At 47.5% G+C, this 8,012-nt stretch carries 9 protein-coding genes and 3 pseudogenes; 6 read left to right on the plus strand and 6 right to left on the minus strand.

Going from position 1 to position 8,012, the window contains the following annotated elements:
- Positions 1–259 precede the first annotated feature (259 nt).
- From FU672_RS24380 to FU672_RS24390, 3 genes are read right to left on the minus strand one after another with little or no spacing between them, the layout of a single operon-like run.
- The gene (locus FU672_RS24380) at positions 260–688 is read right to left on the minus strand and encodes a lysozyme (RefSeq protein ID WP_148245173.1); all 429 of its coding nucleotides are present in this window, start codon (positions 686–688) and stop codon (positions 260–262) included.
- On the minus strand, positions 675–965 hold the full coding sequence (locus FU672_RS24385) for a phage holin family protein (RefSeq protein WP_148245174.1): 291 nt from the start codon (positions 963–965) through the stop codon (positions 675–677). Before FU672_RS24385 ends, FU672_RS24380 begins: the two co-directional genes overlap by 14 nt.
- Before the next feature lie 14 nt (positions 966–979).
- Positions 980–1,291, minus strand: a complete 312-nt coding sequence (locus FU672_RS24390; protein WP_148245175.1) for a putative holin — start codon at positions 1,289–1,291, stop codon at positions 980–982.
- A gap of 723 nt (positions 1,292–2,014) precedes the next feature.
- On the opposite strand from FU672_RS24390, the pseudogene FU672_RS24395 reads away from it, so the two are divergent.
- Positions 2,015–2,315, plus strand: a pseudogene (locus FU672_RS24395) (UilS family quorum-quenching N-acyl-homoserine lactonase); the annotation flags it as partial.
- Positions 2,316–2,559: 244 nt separating this feature from the next.
- Here FU672_RS24395 and FU672_RS24400 read toward each other — a convergent pair.
- Together FU672_RS24400 and FU672_RS24405 are read right to left on the minus strand one after the other, a co-directional pair.
- Positions 2,560–3,001: pseudogene (locus tag FU672_RS24400) on the minus strand (transposase); the annotation flags it as partial.
- 304 nt (positions 3,002–3,305) lie between these two features.
- A protein-coding gene (locus FU672_RS24405; RefSeq protein ID WP_148245176.1) for an IS3 family transposase occupies positions 3,306–4,456 on the minus strand; the annotation gives its coding sequence in 2 pieces (ribosomal slippage) (positions 3,306–4,219 and positions 4,219–4,456; 1,152 coding nt in all).
- Positions 4,457–4,606: 150 nt separating this feature from the next.
- Between FU672_RS24405 and FU672_RS24410 the strand changes: the two genes are divergently transcribed.
- Together FU672_RS24410 and FU672_RS24415 are read left to right on the plus strand one after the other, a co-directional pair.
- The gene (locus FU672_RS24410) at positions 4,607–5,176 is read left to right on the plus strand and encodes a Panacea domain-containing protein (RefSeq protein WP_262349067.1); all 570 of its coding nucleotides are present in this window, start codon (positions 4,607–4,609) and stop codon (positions 5,174–5,176) included.
- Positions 5,173–5,580: a hypothetical protein gene (locus tag FU672_RS24415; protein WP_148245178.1), complete on the plus strand. Its 408-nt coding sequence runs from the start codon at positions 5,173–5,175 to the stop codon at positions 5,578–5,580. The genes FU672_RS24410 and FU672_RS24415 overlap by 4 nt, the downstream gene beginning before the upstream one ends.
- 27 nt (positions 5,581–5,607) lie before the next feature.
- Here FU672_RS24415 and xisR read toward each other — a convergent pair.
- A pseudogene (gene xisR / locus FU672_RS24420) lies at positions 5,608–5,849 on the minus strand (excisionase family protein).
- A 34-nt stretch (positions 5,850–5,883) separates the two neighbouring features.
- On the opposite strand from xisR, the gene FU672_RS24425 reads away from it, so the two are divergent.
- The 3 genes from FU672_RS24425 (at position 5,884) to FU672_RS24440 (ending at position 7,835) form a co-directional block, all read left to right on the plus strand.
- Complete coding sequence (locus tag FU672_RS24425; protein WP_148245179.1) at positions 5,884–6,075, plus strand: helix-turn-helix transcriptional regulator; 192 nt, start codon at positions 5,884–5,886, stop codon at positions 6,073–6,075.
- A gap of 424 nt (positions 6,076–6,499) precedes the next feature.
- Positions 6,500–7,156 (plus strand): class I SAM-dependent methyltransferase, encoded by a 657-nt coding sequence (locus tag FU672_RS24435; RefSeq protein ID WP_148245181.1) that lies wholly within the window; start codon positions 6,500–6,502, stop codon positions 7,154–7,156.
- A gap of 325 nt (positions 7,157–7,481) precedes the next feature.
- Complete coding sequence (locus FU672_RS24440; RefSeq protein WP_148245182.1) at positions 7,482–7,835, plus strand: DUF4156 domain-containing protein; 354 nt, start codon at positions 7,482–7,484, stop codon at positions 7,833–7,835.
- The last annotated feature ends 177 nt before the right edge of the window (positions 7,836–8,012 follow it).

The following is an 8,012-nucleotide window of genomic DNA, read 5'->3' on the forward strand; positions in this document are numbered from 1 at the left end:
CCCAGGGTGACAATAAAGCGGTAGGTAGGAATAGGATACTGTACTGAAATTTCATCGGTGGTCGCGGCCATAATATTTACCCCTTCTGCAGTGACTGTTAATTAATTCCGCCAGTACAACTGGCAGGGTGCTGCATTTCCATCTGGCTTTCAAAAAATCATTTACTATTAAATTTTTCTTTCCTGTTATAAAAAGCACGCTACCATCTCTGGAATTCTCCAGTATTTTAACGGACAGAACTGGGTACAATATTTCAGTTTTATCTTTCCAGAAAAAGTGCGTTTTCTGCTTCCCTTCGCCGTACCAGTCCGGGGAGCCGTTTCCCGCCGGCGTTAACCCAGCGCAGCAGCTGGCCTGCGGCCCCCGGGTAATCGCCGGCGTTCAGCAATCTCAGCAGCGTGGAGGTACGCAAGTTTCCGGAACCGAGATTAAACGTAAAGGAAACAAGCGCATCGAACTGACACTGCGTGAGCGGAACGCGGACAAAACGGCCCACGGCGCGTTCAGCATCCGCCACATCCTCACGCAGAAACGCATCGGCCTGTTCCGGGGTTATCACATCCCCGGGCCTGACGCCGGCCGTGTGGCCGTAGCCGATGGTCCAGACGTCTGCCGAGCACCGATACGCCCGCAGGCGCAGCCCCTCAAAATGCTTAATCAGTGCCAGACCTTTCTCACCGGTTTTCATGGAAGGGCTCCTGTTCAAAAAGGTTGCCGGCTTTCAGAAGACAGAACAGACACAGCGCGGCGTTAATCACCGCCTCGGACCAGTCGGCGTAGTAGTATTCCCCGGTCAGGGTCCGGATGGTGACGGTGGCACACGACACAATCAGAAAATAGATAACCAGCCCCTGCATGAAGCTGGCCGGACGACGGGAAAGACGCCAGGAAAAGAGCCTCCCGGCGGTCACCGCGCAGACAACGGCGTTCACGTTGAGCAGAAATGGCTGAAGATAGTCGTTCATGCACTGACCCCGCTTTATGCCTGGTGGCCGGTATGCCGGTGATGCTCCACCCGGGATATCACCGTCATGGCCACCGAAACGATAAGGGCACTGCAGAGAAACGCCCCCACCGCCCTGTCCATATGGATGTCTGCCGGAAGATAGCGCTGCGCCAGGGATACGGCAGTGTCCGCCCCGGTTATCCCCATAAAGAACGACACCAGAAAGACCAGCAGTTTGTTCAGTCCCCTGAAGGTGTGCTGGAGAAGGATAAACAGCATGGCGCCGGAAAAGGCGGCAATGACGACCGGACCGTAAAGCTCGCCAAAGAGGTTAATCAGCATCATGAACTCCGCTGAGAAGGGGTGATGGTGAGTATTGCTCTTTCTTTTACAGATTGCCCGGACGGGGGGATTCAGGAAAAACACGAAGGTAAATAAAACAGGGAGTTAAGAATAAGGTAACGGTTTATTACGCGCTGAGGAACAAGCGAATAACAGCAGTATAATAAGCAACATTTCACATAAGAAAACTGCTCCCACCAGATCCGGGGCTTTTCAATAAATTTTTATACTTAAATATATCATACAGCACGGCGCGTTTTTTTCAGGGCCCGCACGGCGGCAGCGAGCGCCGGACTGCCGGCGTTGCGGTCACTGTCGCCCGGAACGCTGTCCGCCGGGCACCGGCAGAGCCAGTCCAGGAGTAACCTCACCGGATGCACGCCCGGGGGAAATCCGTGAAAACGGCTTCCGTCCCCCTCCGGGCGACGGAGGGGATGTCAGCGCCCCGCCGGGGCCGGACTGCGTTATTTTACCCGGACATCCCCGGGGAGAGGCATCCGGAGCACAGCGTGTTTAAAATGTAAGAAAGTTTGTTTGCGACCCGGCCTGCCACTGCGTCCCCCTGATACCCTGCCCTCCCGCCGGAAGGCAAGGTTGTATGCGTAGTCCCCGTGACGTAAAGCCAGGCTGCAGGCGCGGACCTGCCATGCATCACGGGATTACCTGCGTTCAGCGCGACTATCGGGATACGTCAGCGGGGTGAAAGGCCGCCCGGGAAGGGGGATTGCTTTCTTTGAGGAAAATAAGACTCAGTATCCGAAAATGGACATCAAAATCCCATTCCTGACGGTCAGGGAAACGCTGCAGTATAAGCCGGCCCGGAATGCTTCGCTGGTAACCTGCCCTTCTCTGGTGGTGATTGCCGCGGAAGATACTGTCAACCCGCCTGAGCAGGGTAAAGCCCTGTTCGATGCCATTGGTGCAAAGAATAAGCAACTTTTTGAAGAACGCGGTGCCCGCCATTACGATGTGTCTACAGGCGAGCATTTCAGACGTTCAGGTTGCCTGGTTCAAAGCACACCTTTAGCCGCTTTCACCGGGAAGAGTGTGGCCTAATTAAATCAGCCAGAGAACTATCTGCACCTGAATACATAACAGCAAATAACAGCCTGGAGAAAATATGAACTCTTTAACGACATTTGCTCTGGATATTAGACGTCAACTACCCTGGCCGGCGCATTGACTCAGCATTTTTATTACCGAACGCGCACTGTTTCCTCATCAAAATGGTTACTTTGGCTGAGTGATAAATAACCAGCTAAAGGTGCAGCAACCTGCTCTTTTACCGCGTCGGTGACCTTAGATATCAGCGTGGGTGACACATCGGCGTCGTACATCTCTCTGAAGGTGGCGACGATTTCGCGGGTAGTCATACCTTTGGCGTAAAGGGATAAAATCTGGCTGTACATCTGGGTAATGCGCGTCTGGTGCTTCTTAATCAGCTGGGGCTCGAAGGTATTTTCATGATCGCGCGGCGTGTTAAGTTCGATCTTGCCGTCATCGCACAGCAACGTTTTTGATGAATAGCCATTACGGGTATTAGCGCCTTTTTTGGGCATTTTTCTCATACCCGAGATGGTCAGTCAGCTCCGCATTGAGCGCCGTTTCGACGGTTAATTTCGTCAGCATACTGGAAAACTGATTGAGGTCGGCTTCGGTTTTAAGACCTTCAGCCAGTTCAACTGCATGGGCTTTGAGTTTCTTTTCGTCCATAATTTGCCTGTCTCCATTGTTGGAGTGAACATATCAAAAACAGGCAATTACACAATTTTAATTACAGTCTCAAGCCGTCAAAACAACTATTCACTCATCGTCCAGTAAGCACGATCCTTTAGTGCCGCCATGGCCTTGTAACTCTACTCGTAGCATGTCGTCGTCTAATGCGAGATGTCTGGTATTGAGCAAAGTGCATCAACATTCAGGCAAGCGAGTTCAGCTAGCACCGTTACAAGGAAGTGTTATTTATATGTTTTACATTCATTGCTTTTCATGCTTACTCTGAATAGACCCCAGTTTCCTAGACGGTAGCGTGCCTCATGAACCAGGCACTTTCATAAACTGCAGGGGGTTGATCTTCACAGGCACTATGCCGACGTTTAGCATTATAAAACATCTCTACATAATCGAAGATATCAGCCTTTGCTTCTTCTCTATTTTTATAGATCCGTTTCTTTATGCGCTCTCGTTTCAGCAACTGGAAAAAACTTTCTGCCACCGCGTTATCATGGCAATTACCACGACGACTCATACTGCTTTTTAAATTGTGAGCTGTCATAAAGTGCTGACATCTTTCGCTCGTATATTGAGAACCCTGATCCGAATGGATTAGTACTTCTGCCGCTGGTTTGCGTCGCCACACCGCCATCAACAAGGCGTCCATCACCAACTCTGCTGTCATTCGCCCACCCATACTCCAGCCGATAACCCGGCGCGAGAAGAGATCGAGAACAACGGCCAGATACAACCAACCCTCATGCGTTCTTATATAGGTCATGTCACTCACCCAATGAGTATTTGGGGTAGGAACAATGAACTGGCGCTCAAGGTAATTAGGGCTGGCAACTGAAGGCTTTCCGCCGCCGTAATAGCGTCGTTTCCGGTATCCGGTTTGAGAAGCCAACTCTGCAAGCCTCATTAGGCGCGCGATCCTGTTACGCCCAGCGCGTTCACCCAAGTCTTTCATATCGAGCCAGATTTTTCGATAACCATAAACCGTACCACTTTCAAGCCACAGCTGCTTAATGAGACCTGTTTGGCGCTCATCTTGCCTGGCACGCAAAGATTGAGGTCGCTTTAGCCACTGGTAATAACCGCTGTAATGGAGGCCAAGAACCAGACACAACCGGCGTACAGCATAAAAGGACGACATTTGTTTAATGAAGGCGTACTTCAGCCTGACGTTCTTGCAAAGTACGCGGCGGCCTTTTTTAAAATATCTCGCTCTTCAGTCACCCGCTTAAGTTCTTGCCTGAGGCGCTTTACTTCGTGCTGAAGGGCATCGTCCTGCTTTCGCTGTGGTTCAGGTTTTTGGTAACGCTTAATCCACGCGTAAAGGCTGTTGGTAGAAACACCGAGTCGTGCCGCAACCTCAGAAACAGGGTATCCCTGCTCGTTAATCTGTTTTACGGCTTCAATTTTGAATTCTTCAGTGAAATTTTTGGCTGACATAAACACTCCTTCATTGAGCCTCCATTATGAGGCAAAAAAGTGTCTACGAAACCCGGGTCTATTCACTCATATCTATTCACTTTGCTTAACTCATCAAATTTGAGTAAGCTAGCTATAAAGTAAACACAATGTTTACTCTGGAGGTTGAGTATGTATAGCGAAAGCAAAACAGCGCAAATGGCTGGCTATCTGCTGCTAAGACGCGGTGGGCGCATGGCATACATCAAACTCATGAAGTTGCTGTACCTGGCTGACAGGGAATACATGATCACTTACGGCGACTCCATGACTGGTGATCGTGCCGTATCAATGAACAATGGACCGGTCCTGTCGAGGACATACGATCTGTTGAAATCTGGAAGCCCAGAGGAAGAATCCCCCTGGGATGACTGGATAGCTGGCGAAGCAAATTTTGAAGTATCACTTAAAAAACGAGTCAACGGACTCGATGACGATGATGCTTTTGATGAGCTTAACAAGGCAAACAAACGCATTCTCGATAAAATTTTTGATGAGTATGGCCAGTACAAAAGATTCGAACTTTGCGATCTGACTCATCGAGTTTGCGCTGAGTGGCAGAATCCGCATGGCTCATCAGTTCCGATCAGCCCGAAGGATATTCTTATGGCTGGAGGGAAAAGCGAATCAGAAGCTGATGAACTTATTCGTCACATGCGTGAAAGAGATGCGCTCAAACAATTCAGTAGGCAACTTGCATGACGCGACAGTATGCCCCTTACAGGAAAGGCACGGTTTTAGCACCTGTTGGCGGCAGCGATCATTTGCATATCATCTGTAATGATCCGGTCCACTACCCGATACATGGTTGCGACTGTATTCTGGTAGTGAACATTTCTTCTGTTTATCCCCCACCGGCTTACTGTGATCCTGCATGTATCCTTCATGCAGGAGAGCATCCTTTTGTCACCCATGACAGCTATGTTTACTACGAAGATGCTATCGTATGGAAAGTGCCAAACGTGATTTCACGCGAGCAAAGCGGAGAACTTACTCCTCATGCTGATATGGATGAAGCGGTACTTCAGCGTGTCTTGAGCAGTTTTGAAACATCCGATTTTACCAACCCTAAGATATTAAAATTCTACAGGACATACTGCGTTTAACGCTACAAAAGCGTTATTTGTGACATGCTAATTATTCGCATGACTATCTTTCCTGAATAAAATCCAATTATCAATCTCTAGCCTATTATACATTATCGGACTGTTGTCCTTAGGTTGGCAATCGCCTGAATAGTGTCGATACTCCCTTCCCTCAATCCATAATTTTCCCGTGCAGATCTGATTGCGTTCTTTGTGAGGCCGGTGATCGCCATCAATAACGACTCAGTAACCCATTTATTTGGCTCTATTCGAACTGTTTGATATTCCATAACCACATACATTCTTTAATGGGGAGACTACCAGTTGAACATATATTTAATAGATCTAAAAGAGGTTTGCCGCGCTGTTGGGTTCCAAAAGACGGCTATTTACAAGTGGATGAACGCAAGTGAGTTCCCAAAGTCTATCAAGATAGGTAGTTCCGTTAGGTGGGTATCAACAGAAGTTGAAGCATGGATAGCTGAAAAAGTTCGAGCATCAAGGGAGGATAAGTAGCGGTAAAGTTAATTTTTAACTTCGCACATTTTCAACAAGTCCACGACTAAAGGAAATATATACATGATGCCCAAAGCAAGAACTAACCTTTCTGATGATTCATTTATTGACCTGAAGTACATAACTAACGATTCAGGGTTCACAGCAAAATACTTCTATTCACTAATAAAGAGGGGCGAATTCCCTGCTCCGGTAAAGCCAGGCAGAAGTTCGAAATGGTTACTTAGGGAATATTCTGAATAGAAAGTTAGACAAGAGACACCAAAATGTCTTTGAAGTAAAATGCAATTCGGTAGCTTGGCATGAACACTTGACAACCAGCTGCAGCCCGTTCTTGTTTACGACGGGTTGCGGCTCTATCACCTTGTAATTCGTGCGGATTATTGATGTAATCCACTGCAATGACTGTTACAAGGTGAAATCAATGAATAAGAAGACTGATGAAGGGGCTAAGGCCTACACACCATTAACGCTTAAGCTTTATGACTGGTGGGTGCTAAATATTTCCAATGATATTGCATGGCGCTGCCCGACAAAAAAGTATCTACTTCCTCACTTTTTGCGATATCTCAGCTCGAATCATTTGGATGTCGGAGTAGGAACCGGTTACTACTTAACTCATGCTCCAGGTGACAGCACCATTTCACTTATGGATCTGAATAATTCCAGCCTGGAGGCTGCATCAGCAAGAGTTGGTGAAGCAAGAATTAAAAGTAAAATTAAGCACGATGTCTTTGAGGATTATTCCGAATCACTCCGTAATAAATTTGACTCCATATCTATGTTTTATCTTCTTCATTGTCTGCCGGGAAACATGGCAGAAAAAGAGATTGTCATAAAAAATGCCCAAATGGCCTTAACCAATAGTGGAGTGCTATACGGTGCAACAATTCTCGGCGATGGGGTAAAACACAATGGCTTCGGAAAGAGGCTGATGAGTATTTACAATAGCAAAGGTATCTTCTCCAATAAGAATGACTCCGAAAGGCACTTAAGAAAAATACTTTCAGAACATTTTAAAAGCTCTGAAATAACAATAATAGGCACCGTAGCTTTGTTCTCAGCTTCAGGAAAGAAATAATAATTACCGCAATCATTTTTACATAAAGTGGTTGCGGCCTCAAATTATAATTTATGCAAAATTATTTTTTGGCTTTATCCATTGTTTGTTACGGGCCTATCATCCCATCCAGCTCACATCATTTTTCGCTTTCTTTCCAGCACAGTCCAAATAGCCTACTCAGGCATGAACAGACAGCCCCCTGACGTATCCCTACCTTTCATGATATATGGTTAGACAGTTAGTTTTACCCCTGCAATTATTTTGGATCGATTTAGCTGTCGTTGAAACTAAGCCTTTATTATTTAACATAACACTTACCCCCACAGTTAGCAGAGGCTAGTATATGAAGAAAGTAGCGTTGATCATTCCATTGCTGTTAACCGCTTGCAGCGCTAATCAGCTCGATTCCAGGGCACAATCCGTTCGTGTGACTAATGGCGACCCAAAGGGCGACTGCACCTTTCTGGGAACGGTCACGGGGGGGCAGGGTAACTTCCTCACCGGGGGCTGGACTTCAAATGCTAATCTGGAAACTGGCGCATTAAACTCGCTACGTAACCAGACAGCAAAGTTAGGTGGAAACACTGTCTCACTGATTACCAACCGCGCGGGCAATAGCGGTTATTATGATGGGAATGCCGGCGGCTCTCAGGAAACTAACGTTGTTATCACTGGTAGCGCCTGGCGTTGTAATTAATTTCATTTAATCGCTCAAAGTGCCCAACCTGTAGGCCCAATCAATCATCATCCAGCCGCCGCTGTCTCGATTTGTTTATGCAGTTGCGGCACTTCTATTAGGGGGTGTAAGCGGGAACCGTCCAAAATTTTGTCACGTCTGTCACTTTACGTCTTCTCGTCCGATGTCAGCGTCAGT

The sequence above is a fragment of the Enterobacter asburiae genome, from assembly GCF_008080435.1.
GTDB classification, from domain to species: domain Bacteria; phylum Pseudomonadota; class Gammaproteobacteria; order Enterobacterales; family Enterobacteriaceae; genus Enterobacter; species Enterobacter asburiae_C.